Below are 17,841 nucleotides of genomic sequence, written 5' to 3' on the forward strand. Positions count from 1 at the left end.
TCTGAGTCTGCCTGCCCCGCCCGGGGCGGGCTGCTGAAGACCAGGGCGCCGCGGTCTCGCGACGGTGGCGCCCTCCCTTTTTTTGGCCCCGGGGTGGTGGCCACGCGGGTGTCTGCCGGCCGCTGATGCGGCCCAGCCCCGCGTCTTTTCGTGCCCCTTCGGCGCGCCGCTGCCGATGGCCTCCACAAGCACGGCCTGACGCCGTCCCTCGGGCATCATCGCGCCCCATGTTCTGGTACCTGATCCAGCGCCTCGGCGCGTTCTGCGTGACGCTGGCCGTGGCCTCGGTGCTGGTCTTCGCCGTGCTCGAGCTCTTGCCGGGCAACGCCGCCGAAGTGATCCTGGGCGACACCTCCACGCCCGAAGCCGTGGCCGCGCTGCAGGCCCAGCTGGGCCTGGACCAGCCCGCGCTGCAACGCTACGCCGCCTGGGTGGGCGGCCTGCTGCAGGGCGACACCGCGCTGAGCATCGGCTACGGCACCCCCACCGCCGACTTGCTGGCCGAGCGCCTGCGCGTCACGCTGCCGCTGGCCGTGATGGCGATGCTGCTGACCACCGTGCTGGCGCTCGGCCTGGGCCTGTACGCCGCCGCGCGCCATCACAAGCTGGGCGACGTGGGTGTGATGGCGCTCAGCCAGCTGGGCATCGCCATCCCGAATTTCTGGTTCGCCATCCTGCTGATCCTGCTCTTTGCCGTGCACCTGCAGTGGGTGGGCGCAGGCGGCTTTCCGGGCTGGTCCGCCGACGAGGGCGGCGGCCCGGGTCCTGCGCTGCGGGCCCTGCTGCTGCCGGCGCTGAGCCTGGCCCTGGTGCAGGCGGCCATCCTGGCCCGCGTGACCCGCTCGGCCCTGCTCGACGTGCTGCGCGACGACCACATGCGCACCGCGCGCGCCAAGGGCCTGAGCCGCCGCCAGGCCCTTCTGCGCCACGGCCTGCGCAACGCGATGATTCCGGTGCTGACGGTGGCCGGCCTGCAGTTCGCCAACCTCATCACCGGCACCATCGTGGTGGAGAACGTCTTCGTGCTGCCGGGCATCGGCCGCCTGGTCTTCCAGGCCGTGAGCAACCGCGACCTCATCGTCGTGCGCGACGTGGTGATGCTGCTGGTGGCCGTGGTGGTGGTGGTGAACCTGCTGGTGGACCTGCTCTACGCCTGGGTCGACCCGCGGCTGCGGCAGAACGCGGCATGAAGGCTTCACAGCAAAGTGCCGGCGCCGGCCCGCTGGCGCGCGCCTGGCGCCACCCCAGCTTCCTGCTCGGCGCCCTGCTCACCGCTTTGATGGTGGGCGCAGCCGCGCTCTCGCTGGTGTGGACGCCCTGGCCGCCCACCGCCTTGAACATCCCGCACAAGCTGCAGGGCCCCAGCGCCACATACTGGCTGGGCACCGACGCGCTCGGCCGCGACGTGCTGAGCCAGTTGCTGGTGGGCGCGCAGAGCAGCATCGCGGTGGGCTTGATCGCCGTGGGCATCGGCATGGGCCTGGGCGTGGCGCTGGGCTGCCTGGCCGCGGCGCAGCGTGCGCAGGGCCGCGGCTGGATCGACGGTGTGCTGATGCGCGCGGCCGACTTCACCTTCGCCTTCCCGGCGCTGCTGTCGGCCATCCTGCTCTCGGCCATCCACGGCCCGGGGCTGGTGACCAGCGTCGTGGCCATCGGCATCTTCAACATCCCGGTGTTCGCGCGCATCGCGCGCGGTGCGGCGGTGGCCGTGTGGGCGCGCGAGTACGTCACCGCGGCGCGCGTGGCCGGGCTCGGGCCCTGGGGCATCACACGCGCGCACGTGCTGCCCAACATCGCCAGCCCGCTGATCGTGCAGGCCACCATCTCGTTTGCCACCGCCATCCTGGCCGAGGCCGCGCTCAGCTACCTGGGCCTGGGCACGCAACCGCCGCAGCCCAGCTGGGGGCGCATGCTCAACGATGCGCAGACCTTGATGTTCGAAGCCCCGCTGCTGGCCGTGTGGCCAGGGGCGGCCATCATGCTGAGCGTGCTGGGTCTGAACCTGATGGGTGACGGCCTGCGCGACCTGCTCGACCCCCGGCTCAGCCGCCAGCGCTGAGCCCCATCTGTGCGAAAGCCCCCATGAGCACCCCTGTCCAGATCGACTTCGTTTCCGACATCGCCTGCCCCTGGTGCGCCGTGGGCCTGAACGCGCTGGAAGTGGCGCTGCAGCGCCTGGCGCCCGAGGTGCAGGCCACGCTGCACTTCCAGCCCTTCGAGCTGAACCCGCAGCTCGGCCCCGAAGGCGAAGACGCTGCCGAGCACCTGAAGGCCAAGTACGGCCTCAGCGACGAGCAACTCGCGCAGAACCGCGCCAACATCCGCGCGCGCGGCGCCGCGGTGGGCTTCAGCTTCGGCGACCGGGCGCGCGTCTGGAACACCTTCGACGCCCACCGCCTGCTGCACTGGGCGGCCGAGCCCGGCCAGCCCGCAGGTGCGCAGCGCGCGCTGAAACACGCACTGCTGCAGGTCTACCACGGCGAGAACCGCAACCCGGGCGATGCCGCCGTGCTGCTGGAGATGGCCGCCAAGGCGGGCCTGGACACCACCGCCGCGGCCGAGGTGCTGCAAAGCGGCCGCTTTGCGGAAGAGGTGCGCGCGGCCGAGCACGCCTGGCAGCAGGCCGGCATCCGATCGGTGCCGGCCATCGTCATCAACCGCCAGCACCTGATCTCGGGCGGGCAGCCGCCGGAAGTCTTCGAGCAGGCCTTGCGGCAGATCGCCGCGGGCCAGGCCTGAGGCCCGGCGACCCATGCCCCGCAACATCGAGATCAAGGCCCGCATCGACAGCGTGGAGGCCCTGCGCCTGCGCGCCGAGGCGCTGGCCGGCACACCGGCGGTGCTGATCGTGCAGGACGACAGCTTTTTCACCGTGCCCCAGGGCCGGCTGAAGCTGCGCCAGTTCGAGGACGGCAGCGCCGAGCTCATCCACTACCACCGCGCCGACAGCGTGGAGGCCAAGGCCAGCGACTACGTGCGCGTGCCCGTGCCCGACCCCGCGGGCTTGCGCGAGGCGCTGGCGCGCGCCTGCGGCCTGCAGGGCCGCGTGCGCAAGCAGCGCTGGCTGTGCCTGGTGGGCGCCACGCGCATCCACATCGACCGCGTCGAAAGCCTGGGCGACTTCATGGAGCTCGAAGTGGTGCTGCAAGACAGCCAGAGCGATGCCGAGGGCCAGGCGATTGCCGAGGCGCTGATGCAGCAGCTGGGCCTGGCGCAGGCCGAACGCCTCGCTGGCGCCTACCTCGACCTGCTGGCTGCTGCGGCCTGATCAACAGCGTCGGAAGCCCGTGCCCCTGCTCGACGTCCAAGACCTGCGGCTCACGCTGCCCTCGGCCCAGGGCCCGGTGGCGGCGCTGCGCGGTTTGAGCTTCACGCTGGAACGCGGGCAGACGCTGGGGCTGATCGGCGAATCGGGCTGCGGCAAGAGCCTCACGGCGCTGGCGCTGATGGGCCTGCTGCCCGAAGGCGCGCATTTGCAAGGCGCGTTGCACTTCGATGGGCAAGACCTCGCACAGATCGATGAGCCCGCGTGGTGCCGCCTGCGCGGCCGGCGCATCGCAATGGTCTTCCAAGAGCCGATGACGGCGCTGAACCCGCTGCACACCATCGGCCACCAGGTGGCCGAGCCGCTGCGCCTGCACCTGGGCTTGTCGGCCGCCGAGGCGCGTGCGCGTGCGCTGGCGCTCTTGGAACGCGTGCAGCTGCCGCAGGCCGCGCAGCGGCTCGACGCCTACCCGCACCAGCTCAGCGGCGGCCAGCGCCAGCGCGTGGTGATCGCCATCGCGCTGGCCTGCGGCCCGGCCTTGCTGGTGGCCGATGAGCCCACCACCGCGCTCGACGCCACGCTGCAGCACGAGGTGCTGCAACTGCTGATGCGCCTGGTGCAGGAAGACGGCATGGCGCTGCTGCTCATCAGCCACGACCTGGCGCTGATGGCGCGCAGCGTGCAGCGCCTGGCGGTGATGTACGCCGGGCGTTTTGTCGAGCAGGGCGACACGGCGCAGGTGCTCGCGAACCCGGCGCACCCCTACACCCAAGGCCTGCTGGCGGCGCGGCCGCGCCTGGGCGCGGGGCATTCACGTCGCGGCAGCGCGGGCGTTGTGGCACCGCTGGCCACCATCCCGGGCCGCGTGCCGGCGTTGCACGAGATGCCGGCGGGTTGCGCCTTCGCGCCGCGTTGTGCGCACGCGGAGCCGGTCTGCCGCAGCGCCCCGCCCATGCTGCGCGGCGTGAGCGCGGACGCGGCAGGCTGGCAGGCCGCGTGTGTGCGGGTGGGCGTCGCATGAGCGGCGGTGCCCTGCTGCGCGCCGAGGGCCTCTCGCGCCGCTACACGCTGCCGCGGGCGCGGCCCTGGGCCGCCGCGCCGGTGGTGCAGGCGCTGCACGACGTGAGCTTCACGCTGGCCCCGGGCCGCAGCCTGGGCGTGGTGGGCGAATCGGGCTCGGGCAAGAGCACGCTGGCGCGTCTGGTGATGGCGCTGGAGCGCCCCAGCGCCGGCCGCGTGTGGCTGGAGGGCCAGGACCTGCAGCAACTCTCGCCCGCCGCCTTGCGCGCCACGCGAGCGAAGTTCCAGATGGTCTTTCAAGACCCGCACGGCTCGCTGGACCCGCGCCGCACGGTGCTGCAGACCGTGGCCGAACCCCTGGCGGTGCTGCACCGCGCCAGCGCGGCCGAGCAGCGCGAGCGCGCCGCCGAAGCGCTGGCCGAAGTGGGCCTGGGCCCGGCCGATCTGCAGCGCTACCCGCACGAGTTCAGCGGCGGCCAGCGCCAGCGCATCGCCATCGCCCGCGCCTTGATCACGCGGCCGCGGCTCATCGTGGCCGACGAGCCCGTCAGCGCGCTCGATGTCAGCGTGCAGGCCCAAGTGCTGAACCTGCTGCAAGACCTGCAGCAGCGCCACGGCCTCAGCTACCTCTTCATCAGCCACGACCTGGCGGTGGTGGACCATGTGTGCCACGAGGTGCTGGTGCTGCACGAAGGCCGCGTGGTGGAGCAGGGGCCGACTGCGGAGGTCTTCAACGCACCGCAGCAGGCCTACACGCGGCGCTTGATCGCGGCGGCCGGCGGCGGCGGCTGAGCCCTCGCCGCGAGCGCTGACAATGTCGGCCTTGCCCTGCCCGGAGCTTGCATGAGCCGCGCCACCATCGAACGCTTCTACGCCGCCTTTGCGCAACTCGACGGCGAGGCCATGCAGGCCTGCTACGCGCCCGACGCGCGTTTCGACGACGAGGCCTTTTCGCTGCAGGGCGCCGATCAGATCGGCGGCATGTGGCGCATGCTGTGCGCCGCCACGAAGTCCAAACCCGAGAGTCGCGCGCACTGGAAGCTGGCGGTGAGCCAGGTCACCGACCGCAGCGCGCACTGGGAAGCGCACTACCTCTTCTCGGCCACGGGCCGGTCGGTCATCAACCGCATCGATGCGGTTTTCGAGTTCGACGCGCAGGGCCGCATCACGCGCCACCGCGACCGTTTCGACTTCTGGGCCTGGTCGCGCCAGGCCCTGGGCACGCCGGGGCTGCTGCTGGGCTGGACGCCCATGCTGCGCAAGAAGGTGCGCGCCACCGCGGCGCAGAACCTGGCGCGCTTCATGGCCGGGCCGCGCTGAGCGGCGGCCCGCCCGCCGCCGGCCCCGTCACACCAGCGCGCTACATTCGCGCCATGGCCCACCCCGACGCGCGCGGCAACCCCTGCAGCAGCTCGAGCCTGCCCGCCCGTGAGGCGGCCGAGCAGGCGCTGTGGCGTTTGATGTCCTTCTACGACACGCCGCTGGCCGACCTGGACGCGGCCATGGCGGCCGACCCCGCCTGGGCCCTGCCGCACGTGATGAAGGCCGGCTTCCTGCTGAGCCTGACCGAGCCCACGCTCGCGCGCGAGGCCGACGCCCACCTTTCGCACGCCCGCGCACTGGCCCGCCACGCCACGCCGCGCGAGCGCGCCCACCTGCAGGCCGTGCAGCTGGTGCTGGAAGGCCGCTGGCACGCCGCCTGCCGCGTGTGGGACGAACTGCTGATCGAACACCCGCGCGACGCGCTGGCGCTGCAGTGGGTGCAGCTCTGGGATTTCTACCGCGGTGATGCCCACGGCCTGCGCGCGCGCCCGGCGCGGGTGCTGCCGGCCTGGGACGAAGCCGACCCGCTCTACGCCCACGTGCTGGCGCTGCACGCCTTCGGTCTGGAAGAGAACAACCTCTACCCGCAGGCCGAAGAAGCCGGCCGCCGCGCGCTGGCGAGCAACCCGCGGGTGCCGTGGGCCGTGCACGCGGTGGCGCACGTGATGGAGATGCAGGGCCGCTTCGAGGAAGGCTCGGCCTGGCTGCGCCAGCACCAGGCGCAGTGGGCCGAGGGCAATGGCTTTGCCGGCCACCTGTGGTGGCACAAGAGCCTTTTCCGCCTGGAGGCGCTGGACATCAAGGGCGTGCTGCGCCTGGTGGACGCGCACCTCAGCGGCGACGCATTGCAGATCACGCTGCAGCGCGTGGACGCCGCGGCGCTGCTGTGGCGCCTGCACCTGCTCGGGGAAGACGTCAGCGCGCACGCCGCCGGTGTGCTGGCGGACTGGGCCTTGGGCGAAGGCTGCGCCGGCGACTACGCCTTCAACGACGTGCACGCCGTGGCCACGATGGTGGCCGCCGGCGCCCACGGCCAGGCCGAGGGCTGGGTGGCACGCTGCGCCGAACGGGCGCTGGGCGCCGAGGATGCGCGCCGCACCAACCACCTGATGGCGCGTGAAGTGGGCCTGCCGCTGATGCGCGGCCTGCTGGCTTTCTCGCGTGGCGATGCCGATGAAGCTGTCGACCTGATCTACCCCGTGCGCAGCGGCGCGCAGCGTTTTGGCGGCAGCCACGCGCAACGCGACCTCATCGACCAGACCCTGCTCGCGGCGGCCGCCCTGGGCCAGCGCCGCGCGCTCGGCCGCGCGCTGGTCAACGAACGCTGCATGGCCAAGCCCGTGACGCCGCTCACGCGGCACTGGCTGGAGAAGCTGGCCTTGCCGGAGGCCGCCCAGGCATGAACACGCCCCGCCGCGAGACCGCCGAAGAGCGCGAGCAGCGCCTCAGGCTGCTGGAAGACGACATCGGCCGCGCCCTGGCCGACAGCCAGCGCAGCGGCGAGCTGCAGGCCGCGCCGAGCTACGGCAAGCCGCTGAACTTCGGCGACGGCTACGACGAAACACCCGCCGAGCTGCGCATGCCCATGAAGGTGTTGAAGGACGCCGGCGTGGTGCCGCCCGAGGTGGAGACGATGCAGCGCATCGCCGCGCTGGAAGCCCGGGCCGCGGCCGCTACCGATGCCACGCAGGCCGCTGCACTGCGCCGTGAAGCCGGCGAACTGCGCCTGGCCTTGCAACTGCGCCTGGAGCGGCTGCGCACCACCGGCAGCCTGTAGGCGCAGCGGCTGGGTCGCTCAGACCCAGGGCTGCGGCAGCTTCTCTTCCGCGATGGCCGCCTGCACCGCCGGCCGCGCCAGCATGCGCTGCAGGTAGGGGCCGATGTTGGGGTAGTCACGCGCCGGCCGGCTGGCAAAGCCGCGTGTCCAGCGGCACAGCATGAAGACGAAGGGGTCCAGCGCGCTGTAGCCCGCACCCATGAACCACGGCCCGCCTGCAGCGGCCAGGTGCGCGTCGATCTGTGCCAGGCAAGGCCCCACGCGAGCTTCGGCCGCGGCTTTCACCTCGGCGGCGCCGGCGGCATTGCCTTCGGCCACCATGCGCTCGGGGTAGTAGTGCATCAGCAGGGACTGCAGCGTGTTGCTGGCCCAGAACATCCACTTGTAGAAGTGCCCGCGCTCGGCACTGCCCAGGGCCGGCGCCAGGCCGGCGGCGGGGTGGGTGTCGGCCAGGTGCAGCAGGATGGCGGCGGTCTCGTAAAGCACGAGATCGCCGTCCACCAGCACCGGGATCAGCCCGTTGGGGTTGAGCCGCAGGTAGGCCGCGCTCTTGTGCGCGTTCTGGTCGCGGTCCACCAGCTGCAGCTGGAAGGGCGTGCCGATCTCGCGCAGCAGCACGTGCGGTGCGAAGCTGGCATTGCTGGGGTAGTGGTGCAGGGTGATCATGGGTGCGGACGCCAGGGCCGTGGCAGCATGCGAAGCTGTTGATGCTATCGACCCCTGCATGTCTACCCACACCGCTCATTTGCGCTGGCAGCGCACGGCCGGCGAGGCCTTCACCGACCAGCGCTACAGCCGCCGCCACACGCTGCAGTTCGACGGCGGCGCGGTGCTGGCCGCCTCGTCGGCGCCCACCTCGGTGCCGCTGCCCTACTCCGACGCCAGCGCCGTCGACCCCGAAGAGATGTTCGTCGCCTCGCTCTCCAGCTGCCACATGCTGTGGTTCCTGAGTCTGGCCGCGGGCCAGGGGCACGTCGTCGAGCAGTACGAAGACGCTGCCGAGGGCGTGCTGGCACGCGACGCCGAGCAGCGCCTGGCCATGACCCAGGTGACGCTGCGCCCGCGTGTGGCCTTCGCATCGCCGGTGCCCGGTGCCGCCGCCGTGGCCGCGCTGCACCACGCCGCGCACGAGCGCTGCTTCATCGCCAACTCGGTGAAGACCGAGGTGCGCGTGGTGCCGCAGGAGGCCGCGTGATGCCCAGCGTGCCGACCCTGAGCACACCGCGCCTGCGCCTGCGCGGCTTCACCGCCCACGACCTCGACACCTGGGCCGCCGTCTGTGCCGATGCCGAGGTGATGCAGCACATCGGCGCCGGCGGCCCGGTGGGCCGTGACGTCGCCTGGCGCCACCTGGCGCTCTACCTCGGCCAGTGGGCGATGCGTGGGTATGGCGTGTGGGCCGTGGAACTGCGTGCCGAGCGCCGCCTCATCGGCAGCGTGGGCGTGCTGCACCCCGAAGGGTGGCCAGGCATGGAGCTGAGCTGGCTGCTGGCGCGCGATGCCTGGGGCCAGGGCTACGCGCGTGAGGCGGCGCTGGCCGCGCGCAGTTTCAGCCGCGATGCGCTCGGCGTGGGCGAACTCATCAGCCTGATCCGCCCGGAAAACGCCCGCTCGATCAAGCTGGCCGAGACCCTGGGTGCGGTGAACACCGGCCCCATCGATTTCATGGGTGCGAGCGCGCTGCGTTACCTGCATCCGGCAGCCGCACCCGTGGCCGGGCGCCAGGGCGGCTGACCCCCGGGTCTGCGGGCCCGGGGCTTGAAAGCCCGACGGCCTGCGCCCAGATGGCCGGGTGGATGACTTTCTCTCCTGGCTCGGGCCGGCCCTCTCGGCAGCGCTCTTCTTTGCGGGGCTGGCGGCCGTGGTGCTGGCCTGGCTGGCCGGGCCGGCCCTGTGGCGCACCTGGCGGCGGGCGCGCATCCGCCGCCAACCCTTCCCCGGCGCCTGGCGCGAGGTGCTGCGCCGGCGCATGCCGGCCTATGCACGCCTGCCGCCGCCCCTGCAGATGCAGCTGAAGAAGCACGTGCAGGTGCTGCTGGCCGAAAAGCCCTTCATCGGCTGCGCCGGCCTGGTGGTGACCGACGAGATGCGGGTGCTGGTGGCGGCACAGGCGGCGCTGCTGCTGCTCAACCGCGGTGCGGGCTACTTCCCCAACCTGCGCCAGGTGCTGCTGTACCCGGGCGCCTTCATCGTGCAGCGTGCCGAGCCCGGCGAGGGCGGCCTCACCCACGAAACCCGGCGTGCGCTGGCCGGTGAATCGTGGCAGCAGGGCCAGGTGCTGCTGAGCTGGGACGATGTGCTGGCCGGCGCCGCCCACCCCGACGACGGCCACAACGTCGTCATCCACGAATTCGCGCACCAGCTCGACCAGGAACGCGGCCACGCCAACGGCGCGCCCTGGCTGGGCCGGCGCGAGGGCTATGCGCGCTGGGCCGCCGTGCTGCAGCGCGAGTTCGACGCCTTGCGCTGGCGCCTGGGTCAAGGCCTGGTGGGCGTGATCGACCCCTACGCCGCCACCAACCCGGCCGAGTTCTTCGCCGTGGTCAGCGAGCACTTCTTCGAGCAGCCGCGCGCGCTGGCGGCCGAGCACCCGGCGCTGTATGCCGAGTTCGCCCGGCTCTACCGCACCGACCCGTTGGCTTGGTAGGGCAAGTGCGGCCGCGCCGGCAGCGCGCGGCGGGCGCCACCAGAATGCGCCGCCATGCCCTCCGACATGAACAGCGCCCTCGTCTGGCTGAAGCGCGACCTGCGCCTGCACGACCACGCGCCGCTGCACGCGGCGCAGGGTGCGCGTGCGGCCGCGGCGCTGTTCGTCATCGAGCCGGCCTGGCTGCAGAGCCCCGAGTTCAGCCCGAGTCATCTGCACTTCACGCTGCAGTGCCTGGCCGAGCTGCGGCGTGAACTCGCCGCGCGCGGCCTGCCGCTGCTGGTGCGGGTGGGCGAGGTGCCCGCGGTGCTGCAGCAACTGCACGCCGAGTGGCCTTTCCAGCACCTGCTGAGCCACGAAGAAACCGGCACCGGCTGGAGCTACCAGCGCGACATCGCGGTCGGCCGCTGGTGCCGCGCGGCGGGCGTGGCCTGGCAGGAGTTCCCGCAGACTGGCGTGGTGCGCCGGCTGCGCAGCCGCGAAGGCTGGGCCGGCCGCTGGGCGCAGCGCATGGACGCGCCGCTGTTGCCGGCGCCCACGCAGTTCCACACTGCGGCCGGTTTTGCCGGCGCGGCGCTGGCCGACCAGCCCGACCTGCCCACGCTGGCCCGCCTGGGCGCTGGCCCGCTCACGCAAACGCTGCAGCCCGCCGGCGAAAGAGCCGCGCGCGCCACGCTGTTGAGCTTCATCACCGGCCGCGGGCGCGACTACCGCCGCGCGCTCAGCAGCCCGCTCACGGCCGAAAGCGGCTGCAGCCGGCTCAGCCCGCACCTGGCCTTCGGCACGGTGTCGATGCGCCAGGTGCACCAGGCCACCGAGGGCGCGATGGCCAGCACGCCCGACCGCACGCTGGCCTACGCGCTGCACGGTTTTGCCGGCCGCCTGCGCTGGCACTGCCACTTCATGCAGAAGCTGGAAGACGAGCCCGAGATCGAGTTCCGCAACTTCGCGCGCGCCTACGACGGGCTGCGCCCGGGCGATGGCGTGCCCATGGACGAGGTGCACGCCGCGCGCCTGCAGGCCTGGTGCGAAGGCCGCACGGGCTTTCCGATGGTGGACGCCTGCATGCGCAGCCTGTGTGCCACCGGCTGGTTGAACTTCCGCATGCGCGCGATGCTGGTGAGTTTTGCGGCCTACCACCTGGGCCTGCACTGGCGCGAGCCGGGGCTGTTTCTCGCGCGGCAGTTCCTCGATTTCGAGCCCGGCATCCACTGGAGCCAGATGCAGATGCAAAGCGGCACCACGGGCATCAACACGCTGCGCATCTACTCGCCCAGCAAGCAGGCGCAAGACCAGGACCCGCAGGGCGAGTTCGTGCGACGCTGGGTGCCCGAGTTCGGCACTCCTGACTACCCTGCGCCCATCGTCGACGAGAAGTCCGCGCTGAAGGCCACGAAAGAGCTGATGTACGGCCAGCGTGCCAAGCCCGAAGCCCGTGCCGAGGCCGATGCCGTGCAGCAGCGCCACGGCTCGCGCAAGGCCGGTCTGCCGCCTTCGGGCATGAAACGCAGCACGGGGCGCAGCAAGACCCCGGCAGCCCCCAGCCCGCAAGGCGAACTCTTCTGAAAGCCGCGCGATGAAACGAGAACCGGGCTTCAAGGGCAACAAGGCCGCCTTGCCAAGCAAGCCCTGTCTCGTCTGCGGCCGGCCCATGAGCTGGCGCAAGGCTTGGGCCAGGAACTGGGACGAGGTGCGCTACTGCTCCGACGCCTGCCGACAACGCAAGAAAGCCACCCCATGAAGAATTTGCGCCACCTCGTCGTGGTGCTGGGCGACCAGCTCGACCGTCAGGCTGCGGCCCTCGACGGCTTCGACCCCGCGTTAGACGCCGTTTGGATGTGCGAAGCCGCCGAAGAAGCCACGCACGTCTGGTGCAGCCAGCAGCGGCTGGCGGTGTTCTTGTCGGCCATGCGCCACTTTGCGCAGGCGCTGCGCGATGAAGGCTGGCCGGTGAATTACACCGAGCAGCATCCAGGCTCGCTGGCCGAAGCGCTGGCGCAGACGCTGGCCACCACCCGCGTGCAGGCCGTGCTGATGACCGAGCCCGGCGAGTGGCGTGTGCAGCAGGCGCTGCAGGCGGCGTGCGCCGCCGCTGGTGTGCCGCTGCGCGAGTTGCAAGACCGTCACTTCCTCTGCAGCCGAGCCGAGTTCGCGGCCCACGCACGCGGCCGCAAGCAGCTGCGCATGGAGTACTTCTACCGCGAGATGCGCCGCCGCCACCGCGTGCTGATGGACGGCGACCAGCCCGCCGGCGGCGAATGGAATTACGACGCCGAGAACCGCGAAGGTTTCGGCCCCCAGGGCCCCGGCTTCGTGCCGCCGCCGGTGCGCACCGCGCCCGATGCCATCACGCAGCAGGTGCTGGCGCTGGTGCAAGAGCGCTACGCCATGCACCCGGGTTCGGTGGCCGAGTTCGGCTGGCCCGTCAAGCGCGCCGAAGCGCTGCGCGGCTTGCACGCCTTCATCGAAGAGCGCCTGCCCGATTTCGGCCGCTGGCAGGACGCGATGTGGGAAGGCCAGCCCTGGCTCTACCACTCGCACATCTCGGTGGGGCTGAACCTCAAGCTGCTGCACCCGCGCGAGGTCATCGAGGCCGCCGAGGCTGCCTGGCGTGCCGGCCGCGTGCCGATTGCCGCGGCCGAAGGTTTCATCCGCCAGGTGCTGGGCTGGCGCGAGTACGTGCGCGGCATCTACTGGCAGCAGATGCCGGGCTACCTGGAACTCAACGAACTGGGTGCCACGCAAGACCTGCCGGCCTGGTTCTGGACCGGCGATGTGCCGATGCGCTGCCTGCGTGACGCTGTTCAGCAGACGCTGCAGCACGGCTACGCGCACCACATCCAGCGCCTGATGGTCACGGGCCTGTACCTGCTGCTGCATGGCGTGGATCCAAAGCAGGTGCACGCCTGGTACCTGAGCGTGTATGTCGACGCGGTGGAGTGGGTGGAGCTGCCCAACACCCTGGGCATGAGCCAGTACGCCGATGGCGGCCTGATGGCCAGCAAACCCTACGCCGCCACCGGCAAGTACATCGAACGCATGAGCGACCACTGCCGCGGCTGCCGCTTCAAGCCTGCGGTGCGCACCGGGCCGCAGGCCTGCCCCTACACCACGCTCTACTGGGACTTCCTGATGCAGCACGAAGCACGTTTCGCCGGCCACCCGCGCATGGCGCTGCAGGTGAAGAACGTCGCGCGCCTGGCCGAGCCCGAACGCGAGGCCATCCGCCGCCGTGCCAGCGCTGTGCGCGCCGGGCAATGGGATGCGGCATGAACGACCTTTTCGAACGCGACGAATTCGAGCCCAGCACCGCCGCGGCGCGTGCGCGTGTGGCCGACGTGCGGCCGGCGGCCTACGCGCGCACGCGCAACGCACTGGATGGCGATGTCACGCGCCTGTCGCCTTACCTCACGCACGGCTTCATCACCTTGCCGCAAGCGCTGGCGGGCGTGCTGCAGCGCGGGCCTTTGCCGGTGGACCACAAGCTGGTTTATGAATTCGCGTGGCGCGAGTATTTCCACCATGTCTGGGCGCACGAGGGCGAAGGCATCTTCGAATCGCTGCACGAAGGCGTGTTGCCCGATGCGGCTTATGCGCGTGAATTGCCACGCGATATCCGCGAGGGCGCCACCGGCGTGCCTGTGATCGACCAAGCGGTGCGCACGCTTTACGCCACCGGTTACCTGCACAACCACGCGCGCATGTGGTTGGCCTCTTACGTGGTGCACCTGCGCAAGGTGCATTGGCGCGCGGGCGCCGATTGGCTCTACGGTCATTTGCTGGATGGCGATCTCGCCAGCAACCACCTCAGTTGGCAATGGGTGGCCGGCACCGGCAGCCACAAACCCTATCTTTTCAATGCCGAGAATGTCGAGCGTTATGCGCCGGCGCCTTGGCACAGCCGCAGCAGCGTCGTCGATACCGATTACGACAGCCTCGACCGCCTGGCCCGCAGCCCCCGCGCCGTGCCGGGCGGACGTGGTGTGCCGGTGGCCGAGCCGCCCTTGTTCGCCACGCCACCCTCAGCGCTGCACGCCGGGTTCGGTGCGCCCGCGGCCGCGGCGGTGCAAGGGCAGGCCGTGCGCGTGTTGCATGCCTGGGACCTGGCAGACCCCGGGCCCGCGCAGGCCGGCCAGCCCGGCGTGGCCGTGTTCGACGCCGCCTTCCACCGCCGCTGGCCTTGGAGCGCACGGCGCTGGCAGTTCGTGGGCACGCGGCTGCAGGCCTTGGCGCCAGCGCAGCGCTGGTGGGGTGAAGCGGCCGAGCTGCTGCCCGCCTTGCAGGCCGCCGCCACCTGCAGCGGCACGCACAGCGCCCATCTCGGCCGCGCGTGGAAGAGCCTGCCTTGGCGTGATGTGCCACGCCTGTTCCAGGCCCCCAAGTCACGAGCGGGTTCGTTCTCCAAATTCTTCAGCGCGGCCACACGGGGCTTGCGACAGGCGGCCGAATTGGCGGTGGATTGATTCGGCCGTGGTGTCGCAACCTTTGCCGCGCAGCCCGCAGATTCCATCTGGCGAACTCGTTTGTTTGCGCGGTCATTAGCTCGGGATATTCGCTGCGGTAATGGCCGTTGATGAATCTGTAGACGGATTGAAACAGCTGCCGTGGCCTTTGCGGCCATAATTGCGTGCACAGAGGCCCAATTCAATAAAGGCCCATCTTGATGTCCGACGCCGCATCGGTACTGAACAGGGAGCTCATTTCAAGAGCACAACCATGACCAAGACCTACGCCCAGATCGTCAAGCAAATCGAAGTTCTCAAGCAGGACGCCGAAAAGCTCCGCCGCAAGGAAGTGGAAGGCGTGATCGGCCGCATTCGCGAAGCCATCACCGTTTATGGCCTCACCGCCGCTGATCTGGGCCTGGCCACGGCCACCAAGGCCCCCGCCAGCCCCAAGGCCAAGGCGCCCGCGAAGAAGCGCGGCCGCAAGGCCGTGGCCAAGGCGCCTGCCGAAGCCAAGTTCCGCAACGAAGCCGGTCAGACCTGGGGCGGCCGTGGCAAGCGCCCGCAGTGGCTGCGCGACGCGCTGGCCGCCGGCAAGACCCTGGCCGACTTCGCCGTCAAGTAAAGCTGCCGGCACGCGCCTGGCGCACCGCCGCCTCCCAGGCGGCCATCTGCGCCAGCGCCTGCGCCGGGGGCAGGCGCGGCTCGAAACGCTGGCCTTGCTGTTGCCCGTCGCGCCACAGCTGCGCCAGTTCGGCGGTGTTGCGGTAGACGCCCACCGCCAGCCCCGCCAGCCAGGCCGCGCCCAAGGCGGTGGTTTCGGTCACCGCCGGGCGCAGCACCGGCAGGCCCAGCACATCGGCCTGGGTCTGCATCAGCAGCGCATTCACGCTCGCGCCGCCATCCACGCGCAATTCCAGCGGGGCCGTGCCGCCTGAGGCGAGCACGTCCTGCGCCATGGCCTGCAGCAGCGCCGCGCTCTGGAAGGCGATGCTTTCCAGCGCCGCCCGGGCAATGTGCGCCACCGTGCTGCCCCGGCTCAGGCCCACGATGGCGCCGCGCGCGTTGGCGTCCCAGTAAGGCGCGCCCAGGCCCGTGAAAGCCGGCACGAAGACCACGCCCCCGGCGTCGGGCACGGTTTCGGCCAGGGCCTGCACCTCGCTGCTGCTGCGGATGGCCTTCAGCCCGTCGCGCAGCCACTGCACCACCGCACCGCCCACGAAGACGCTGCCTTCCAGCGCATAGCCGGGCGCAGCCTGTGCGCCTGCCTGCGCTGCCGTGGTGGTGATGAGGCCGTGCGTGCTGGTCTGCTGTTGCGGGCCGGTGTGCATCAGCATGAAGCAGCCGGTACCGTAGGTGTTTTTCACCAGCCCCGGCTCGAAACACGCCTGGCCGAAGAGCGCGGCCTGCTGGTCGCCGGCCACGCCGGCCAAGGGCAGCGCCGCGCCGAGGTGTTGCGCGTCGCAGTCGCCGAACACATGGCTGGAAGGGTGCACCGCCGGCAGGACCGCGGCGGGGATCTGCAGCAGCGCCAGCAACTCGGGGCACCAGCGCTGGCGGCCGATGTCGAAGAGCATGGTGCGCGAGGCGTTGCTCACGTCGGTGGCATGCACCCGCCCGCCACTCAGCTGCCACAGCAGCCAGCTGTCGATGGTGCCGAAGGCGAGTTCGCCGGCTTCGGCCAGCGCGCGCGCACCGGGCACGTGGTCGAGCAGCCAGCGCAGCTTGGTGGCGCTGAAGTAGCTGTCCACCACGAGGCCCGTGCGTTCACGGATCAGCGCCGCGTGGCCCTGGGCGCGCAGCTCGGCGCACAGCGGCTCGCCGCGGCGGTCTTGCCAGACGATGGCGCGGTGCAAGGGCTGGCCCGTGCGCCGGTGCCACAGCACCGTCGTCTCGCGCTGGTTGGTGATGCCGATGGCGGCGATGTCGCGCGCCCCCAGGCCGGCATGGGCCAGCGCTTCGCGCGCGGTGGCCAGCTGGTCGGCCCAGATCTGCAGCGCGTCGTGCTCCACCCAGCCGGGTTGCGGGAAGTGCTGGGGCAGTTCACGCTGCGCCAGCGCCACGATGCGACCGCTGTCGTCGAAGACGATGCTGCGCGTGCTGCTGGTGCCTTGGTCGAGGGCCAGGAGGTGGGGCATGGCGTGGGCGTGCGGCGGTGGGAGTGCCGAGCCTACGCGCGTGCAGCGCCCGCGCGGCCCCGGGGAATCACCGCGCTCAGGGCTTGCCCGTCCGCGCTGTAGCGGGCCGCCACGGCGGCGGGTTAGATTCGCCGGCTGCGCCCCGCTCCCGTGGCGGCCTTGTTCCGATCCCGCCCCGCATGCCCAGCCACCGCCACGCCTTGATCACCGGCACGCTCTTCGCGCTGGCAGCCGGCCTCATGTGGGGCCTGGTCTTCGTGGCGCCCACCATGCTGGCCGAGTACCCGGCCGTGCTGCTGACCATGGGCCGCTACCTCGCCTTCGGGCTGATCGCGCTGCCGCTGGCCTGGTGGGACCGCGCCCGCCTGGCAGAGCTGACGCGGGCCGACTGGGTGGAAGCCGCCAAGCTCGCGCTGGTGGGCAACGTGCTGTACTACCTGTGCCTGGCCGCGGCCATCCAGCGCGCCGGCGGGCCGCTGCCCACCATGATCATCGGCACGTTGCCGGTGGTCATCGCCATCACCGCCAACCTGCGCAACACGCGCGCCGGCCAGCGGCAGGAAGGGCGCCTGCCCTGGGCGCGGCTGGCGCCTTCGCTGGGGCTCATCGCCGCCGGGCTGGCCTGCGTGAACCACGCCGAGGTCACGCAGCTGCCGGCCGACACCGACCTGCTGCGCTACGGCCTGGGCGCGCTGCTGGCCGTGGCGGCCGTGGCCTGCTGGACCTGGTACCCCATCCGCAACAGCGAATGGCTGCGCCTGCATGCCGACCGCAGCCCGCGCGCCTGGGCCACCGCGCAGGGCCTGGCCACGCTGCCGATGGCGGCCGTGGGCTACGCGCTCTTCTGGGGCTGGCAAGCCACGCAGACGCCCGCTGCAGGCGCGACGGCTTTCGCCATGCCCTTCGGCCCACAGCCGGGCCTGTTCATCGGCCTGATGCTGGCCATTGGCCTCTTCGCCAGCTGGCTGGGCACGCTGTGCTGGAACGAGGCCAGCCAGCGCCTGCCGCCGGCGCTGGCCGGGCAGCTGATCGTCTTCGAGACCCTGGCGGCGCTGGCTTACGCCTACCTGTGGCGCGCGCAGTGGCCGGGCGGGGTGACGCTGGCGGGGGTGGGGCTGCTGATCGCCGGCGTGGTGATGGCCTTGCGCGTGCGTCCTGTAGCGCACTGACAGGCGGCGCGCTTGCGGGCGAGCATGGGGTTCAACCCTGTGCACCGGAGCTCGCCC

The 17,841-nt window shown here is 71.5% G+C and carries 20 protein-coding genes; 18 read left to right on the top strand and 2 right to left on the bottom strand.

All coding sequences use genetic code 11. From position 1 onward, the window contains the following. Positions 1-227 precede the first annotated feature (227 nt). The 9 genes from EOE66_RS03380 to EOE66_RS03420 are packed head-to-tail and all read left to right on the top strand — an operon-like array spanning position 228 to position 7,385. The gene (locus EOE66_RS03380) at positions 228-1,190 is read left to right on the top strand and encodes an ABC transporter permease (protein ID WP_128227248.1); all 963 of its coding nucleotides are present in this window, start codon (positions 228-230) and stop codon (positions 1,188-1,190) included. Further along, positions 1,187-2,059 carry an ABC transporter permease gene (locus EOE66_RS03385; protein WP_128227249.1) on the top strand — a complete coding sequence of 291 codons (873 nt, stop codon included), beginning with the start codon at positions 1,187-1,189 and terminating at the stop codon, positions 2,057-2,059. Before EOE66_RS03380 ends, EOE66_RS03385 begins: the two co-directional genes overlap by 4 nt. 23 nt (positions 2,060-2,082) lie before the next feature. Continuing rightward, positions 2,083-2,739 carry a DsbA family oxidoreductase gene (locus tag EOE66_RS03390; RefSeq protein WP_128227250.1) on the top strand — a complete coding sequence of 219 codons (657 nt, stop codon included), beginning with the start codon at positions 2,083-2,085 and terminating at the stop codon, positions 2,737-2,739. 13 nt (positions 2,740-2,752) lie between these two features. Continuing rightward, positions 2,753-3,268, top strand: coding sequence for a class IV adenylate cyclase (locus tag EOE66_RS03395; protein WP_128227251.1), 516 nt, complete (start codon positions 2,753-2,755; stop codon positions 3,266-3,268). A 19-nt stretch (positions 3,269-3,287) separates the two neighbouring features. Then, positions 3,288-4,286 (top strand): ABC transporter ATP-binding protein, encoded by a 999-nt coding sequence (locus EOE66_RS03400; RefSeq protein WP_128227252.1) that lies wholly within the window; start codon positions 3,288-3,290, stop codon positions 4,284-4,286. Then, a complete protein-coding gene (locus EOE66_RS03405; RefSeq protein ID WP_128227253.1) occupies positions 4,283-5,077 on the top strand; it encodes an ATP-binding cassette domain-containing protein in 795 nt (264 codons plus the stop codon). The genes EOE66_RS03400 and EOE66_RS03405 overlap by 4 nt, the downstream gene beginning before the upstream one ends. A gap of 51 nt (positions 5,078-5,128) precedes the next feature. Continuing rightward, a complete protein-coding gene (locus tag EOE66_RS03410) occupies positions 5,129-5,605 on the top strand; it encodes a nuclear transport factor 2 family protein (RefSeq protein WP_128227254.1) in 477 nt (158 codons plus the stop codon). A gap of 53 nt (positions 5,606-5,658) precedes the next feature. Continuing rightward, positions 5,659-7,011 carry a tetratricopeptide repeat protein gene (locus EOE66_RS03415; RefSeq protein WP_128227255.1) on the top strand — a complete coding sequence of 451 codons (1,353 nt, stop codon included), beginning with the start codon at positions 5,659-5,661 and terminating at the stop codon, positions 7,009-7,011. Continuing rightward, entirely contained in the window at positions 7,008-7,385 is a 378-nt protein-coding gene (locus tag EOE66_RS03420; protein ID WP_128227256.1) for a DnaJ family domain-containing protein, read from the top strand. The genes EOE66_RS03415 and EOE66_RS03420 overlap by 4 nt, the downstream gene beginning before the upstream one ends. Positions 7,386-7,403: 18 nt before the next feature. Here EOE66_RS03420 and EOE66_RS03425 read toward each other — a convergent pair whose 3' ends face one another. Further along, positions 7,404-8,051 (bottom strand): glutathione S-transferase family protein, encoded by a 648-nt coding sequence (locus tag EOE66_RS03425; protein ID WP_128227257.1) that lies wholly within the window; start codon positions 8,049-8,051, stop codon positions 7,404-7,406. A 58-nt stretch (positions 8,052-8,109) separates the two neighbouring features. On the opposite strand from EOE66_RS03425, the gene EOE66_RS03430 reads away from it, so the two are divergent. The 8 genes from EOE66_RS03430 to EOE66_RS03465 all read left to right on the top strand — a co-directional run bounded on the left by EOE66_RS03430 (position 8,110) and on the right by EOE66_RS03465 (position 15,102). Beyond that, entirely contained in the window at positions 8,110-8,580 is a 471-nt protein-coding gene (locus tag EOE66_RS03430) for an OsmC family protein (protein WP_128227258.1), read from the top strand. Beyond that, positions 8,580-9,119, top strand: coding sequence for a GNAT family N-acetyltransferase (locus tag EOE66_RS03435; protein ID WP_245478877.1), 540 nt, complete (start codon positions 8,580-8,582; stop codon positions 9,117-9,119). The genes EOE66_RS03430 and EOE66_RS03435 overlap by 1 nt, the downstream gene beginning before the upstream one ends. 58 nt (positions 9,120-9,177) lie before the next feature. Beyond that, a complete protein-coding gene (locus tag EOE66_RS03440) occupies positions 9,178-10,032 on the top strand; it encodes a M90 family metallopeptidase (RefSeq protein ID WP_128227259.1) in 855 nt (284 codons plus the stop codon). A gap of 54 nt (positions 10,033-10,086) precedes the next feature. Next, positions 10,087-11,598, top strand: coding sequence for an FAD-binding domain-containing protein (locus tag EOE66_RS03445; RefSeq protein WP_375137451.1), 1,512 nt, complete (start codon positions 10,087-10,089; stop codon positions 11,596-11,598). A 10-nt stretch (positions 11,599-11,608) separates the two neighbouring features. Beyond that, positions 11,609-11,773 (top strand): DUF2256 domain-containing protein, encoded by a 165-nt coding sequence (locus EOE66_RS03450; RefSeq protein WP_128227260.1) that lies wholly within the window; start codon positions 11,609-11,611, stop codon positions 11,771-11,773. Beyond that, complete coding sequence (locus EOE66_RS03455; protein WP_128227261.1) at positions 11,770-13,305, top strand: cryptochrome/photolyase family protein; 1,536 nt, start codon at positions 11,770-11,772, stop codon at positions 13,303-13,305. Before EOE66_RS03450 ends, EOE66_RS03455 begins: the two co-directional genes overlap by 4 nt. Beyond that, positions 13,302-14,495 carry an FAD-binding domain-containing protein gene (locus EOE66_RS03460; RefSeq protein WP_128227262.1) on the top strand — a complete coding sequence of 398 codons (1,194 nt, stop codon included), beginning with the start codon at positions 13,302-13,304 and terminating at the stop codon, positions 14,493-14,495. Before EOE66_RS03455 ends, EOE66_RS03460 begins: the two co-directional genes overlap by 4 nt. A 253-nt stretch (positions 14,496-14,748) precedes the next feature. Next, positions 14,749-15,102, top strand: coding sequence for an H-NS histone family protein (locus EOE66_RS03465; protein ID WP_128227263.1), 354 nt, complete (start codon positions 14,749-14,751; stop codon positions 15,100-15,102). On the opposite strand, the gene glpK is transcribed toward EOE66_RS03465, so the two are convergent. Further along, on the bottom strand, positions 15,095-16,615 hold the full coding sequence (gene glpK, locus EOE66_RS03470) for a glycerol kinase GlpK (protein WP_128227264.1): 1,521 nt from the start codon (positions 16,613-16,615) through the stop codon (positions 15,095-15,097). The genes EOE66_RS03465 and glpK overlap by 8 nt on opposite strands. A 200-nt stretch (positions 16,616-16,815) precedes the next feature. Here glpK and EOE66_RS03475 point away from each other — a divergent pair, with 200 nt between their 5' ends. Beyond that, positions 16,816-17,784 carry a DMT family transporter gene (locus tag EOE66_RS03475; RefSeq protein ID WP_128227510.1) on the top strand — a complete coding sequence of 323 codons (969 nt, stop codon included), beginning with the start codon at positions 16,816-16,818 and terminating at the stop codon, positions 17,782-17,784. The last annotated feature ends 57 nt before the right edge of the window (positions 17,785-17,841 follow it).

Source organism: Rubrivivax rivuli (genome assembly GCF_004016505.1).
Lineage (GTDB): Bacteria > Pseudomonadota > Gammaproteobacteria > Burkholderiales > Burkholderiaceae_C > Rubrivivax > Rubrivivax rivuli.

Excerpts from the sequence above, each read along its gene's own strand:
- EOE66_RS03425 (WP_128227257.1), bottom strand. The coding sequence starts at position 8,051 with ATGATCACCCTGCACCACTACCCCAGCAATGCCAGCTTCGCACCGCAC.
- EOE66_RS03450 (WP_128227260.1), top strand. The coding sequence starts at position 11,609 with ATGAAACGAGAACCGGGCTTCAAGGGCAACAAGGCCGCCTTGCCAAGC.
- EOE66_RS03380 (WP_128227248.1), top strand. The coding sequence starts at position 228 with ATGTTCTGGTACCTGATCCAGCGCCTCGGCGCGTTCTGCGTGACGCTG.
- EOE66_RS03415 (WP_128227255.1), top strand. The coding sequence starts at position 5,659 with ATGGCCCACCCCGACGCGCGCGGCAACCCCTGCAGCAGCTCGAGCCTG.
- glpK (WP_128227264.1), bottom strand. The coding sequence starts at position 16,615 with ATGCCCCACCTCCTGGCCCTCGACCAAGGCACCAGCAGCACGCGCAGC.
- EOE66_RS03390 (WP_128227250.1), top strand. The coding sequence starts at position 2,083 with ATGAGCACCCCTGTCCAGATCGACTTCGTTTCCGACATCGCCTGCCCC.
- EOE66_RS03405 (WP_128227253.1), top strand. The coding sequence starts at position 4,283 with ATGAGCGGCGGTGCCCTGCTGCGCGCCGAGGGCCTCTCGCGCCGCTAC.
- EOE66_RS03455 (WP_128227261.1), top strand. The coding sequence starts at position 11,770 with ATGAAGAATTTGCGCCACCTCGTCGTGGTGCTGGGCGACCAGCTCGAC.
- EOE66_RS03430 (WP_128227258.1), top strand. The coding sequence starts at position 8,110 with ATGTCTACCCACACCGCTCATTTGCGCTGGCAGCGCACGGCCGGCGAG.
- EOE66_RS03460 (WP_128227262.1), top strand. The coding sequence starts at position 13,302 with ATGAACGACCTTTTCGAACGCGACGAATTCGAGCCCAGCACCGCCGCG.
- EOE66_RS03435 (WP_245478877.1), top strand. The coding sequence starts at position 8,580 with ATGCCCAGCGTGCCGACCCTGAGCACACCGCGCCTGCGCCTGCGCGGC.
- EOE66_RS03465 (WP_128227263.1), top strand. The coding sequence starts at position 14,749 with ATGACCAAGACCTACGCCCAGATCGTCAAGCAAATCGAAGTTCTCAAG.
- EOE66_RS03395 (WP_128227251.1), top strand. The coding sequence starts at position 2,753 with ATGCCCCGCAACATCGAGATCAAGGCCCGCATCGACAGCGTGGAGGCC.
- EOE66_RS03420 (WP_128227256.1), top strand. The coding sequence starts at position 7,008 with ATGAACACGCCCCGCCGCGAGACCGCCGAAGAGCGCGAGCAGCGCCTC.
- EOE66_RS03410 (WP_128227254.1), top strand. The coding sequence starts at position 5,129 with ATGAGCCGCGCCACCATCGAACGCTTCTACGCCGCCTTTGCGCAACTC.
- EOE66_RS03385 (WP_128227249.1), top strand. The coding sequence starts at position 1,187 with ATGAAGGCTTCACAGCAAAGTGCCGGCGCCGGCCCGCTGGCGCGCGCC.
- EOE66_RS03445 (WP_375137451.1), top strand. The coding sequence starts at position 10,087 with ATGCCCTCCGACATGAACAGCGCCCTCGTCTGGCTGAAGCGCGACCTG.